At 66.6% G+C, this 1,093-nt stretch carries 1 protein-coding gene and 1 tRNA gene; one reads left to right on the plus strand and one right to left on the minus strand.

Going from position 1 to position 1,093, the window contains the following annotated elements; all coding sequences use genetic code 11:
• Positions 1–2: 2 nt before the first annotated feature.
• A tRNA-Gly gene (locus tag MJ785_RS15505) sits at positions 3–73 on the minus strand.
• Between the two features lie 265 nt (positions 74–338).
• Here MJ785_RS15505 and MJ785_RS15510 point away from each other — a divergent pair.
• The gene (locus MJ785_RS15510) at positions 339–1,040 is read left to right on the plus strand and encodes a TNT domain-containing protein (protein WP_239312666.1); all 702 of its coding nucleotides are present in this window, start codon (positions 339–341) and stop codon (positions 1,038–1,040) included.
• Positions 1,041–1,093: the final 53 nt, after the last annotated feature.

Below are 1,093 nucleotides of genomic sequence, written 5' to 3' on the forward strand. Positions count from 1 at the left end.
GGAGCGGGCGACGGGAATCGAACCCGCGTTGCAAGCTTGGGAAGCTCGTGTTCTGCCGCTGAACTACGCCCGCGTGGTACGTACAGCATCCTACAGGCCGGCACGAGCGCGGCGCGGGATGGTCCCGACGGCCCGTCCGCATCGCCGTGCTCATGTCGCTTCGCTCCGGGCCGGTCGCATCCGGGCCGGTCGCATCCGGGCAGCGTCGCCGTTCCCGCGACCGCTGGTGACAACACGCAATGAACCACCGCACCGACGACCCGACGCAAGATAGCTAGATCATAGAACTACTCTCCGGAGTCAACGCGCCAGCCGAGTGCAACCCCGGGGAGGAACACGTGCAATTGCGCAAAACGGTCGTCTCGCTGGCGACCGCGGTTTTGGTCATCGGCGGCACCACATCAGCCACCGCCAGCGACAGCGCTGTCACCAACGCGCCGACGATATCGATCACCGCGCTGGACGCCTGCTCAGCGGCCGACCTGGACAACGATCGCCGGCTCGGCCCGGCAGCACTGCCGCTGTTCGGCGCGGTAGGCGCAGAGCTCTTCTTCTATGACAGGACCGGCGGTCAGCCGCGGCAGCAGTTCCTGGACACCTGGTGGAACCCGGCCGCCCGCTCGGGCAACGGCGACTGGATCTTTCCACCGCAGAACGGATACATGATCAACGCGGATGGCACTCCCATCCGGACGGTGACGTCACTGGCTCCCGGGCAGGAAATCGACCGGTTCGGCGGGACAGGCGGCGGATTCCTCGCGCCGAAGGGGCTCCGCTACGCCGACCGGTCGATCCCGCCAAGCAACCTGGACTCCTCAACGGATCCGGCTGGCTGCAACTACCACGTCTACCGGGTGCTGAAGACCTTCTCGGTCTACACCGGAACGGTTCGTCCATGGTTCGATCAGCCCGGTAACGGCCAGCAGTACCAGTTGGACGGCTCCCTCGTCCCCGGTGCCCCGGCCGACGGCGACCTGCACGTCCAATGGCTGCTCGACCATCAATATCTGGAGGATGAGGCGCACCCGAAGAAGCTGTAGATCAACCGAGCCAGCTCCCGCGGCGGGCCAACTCAGCCGGCAGCCGCCCGCGA

This window comes from Protofrankia sp. CiT1 (genome assembly GCF_917627335.1).
GTDB lineage: Bacteria > Actinomycetota > Actinomycetes > Frankiales > Frankiaceae > Protofrankia.